At 65.7% G+C, this 437-nt stretch carries 1 protein-coding gene; it reads left to right on the top strand.

The features are described 5' to 3' along the window. On the top strand, positions 1-437 hold a 437-nt coding region (locus AACY45_RS28735), incomplete at both ends, for a hypothetical protein (protein ID WP_339548864.1).

Raw genomic sequence — 437 nt, 5'->3', positions numbered from 1 at the left:
CGCTGCCGCTGTCGGTGATCGACCGGGTCGAACCCGTTCCGGCGGCGGCGATCCGTTTTTCGGCGGGGCGTTTGCGGTTGTCGGTGGAGGGGGCAATCATCCCGCTCGTTGCACTGGGCGAATGGGCGGCACGCCCCACGGTGTCGGTGGTGCGGCTGCGGGATGGATCGGCCGAGATCGGCTATGCCATTGGCGAGGCGCTCGACATCGTCGAACTGCCCGAAACCGTTGTACCGGCGCATGATGCCGGGCCAATCGCTGGCGTCGTGGCCATCGATGGCGATCAAATCGAAGTGATCGATCTGCACTGGCTGTTTGCGAGCCACGCCGATGCTGGCACCGTCAGCGACGCGCCGCTGTGCCTGTTCGATGGCCCCGAAACCGCCTGGATGACAACGTTCCTGAAACCCGTGCTGGAAGGGGCGGGATATCGCGTC

Origin of the sequence: Pseudomonas sp. RA_35y_Pfl2_P32 (genome assembly GCF_963970735.1) — a bacterium.
In the GTDB taxonomy this organism is placed as follows: domain Bacteria; phylum Pseudomonadota; class Gammaproteobacteria; order Pseudomonadales; family Pseudomonadaceae; genus Aquipseudomonas.
This window is presented reverse-complemented; position numbering and strand designations above follow the sequence as displayed.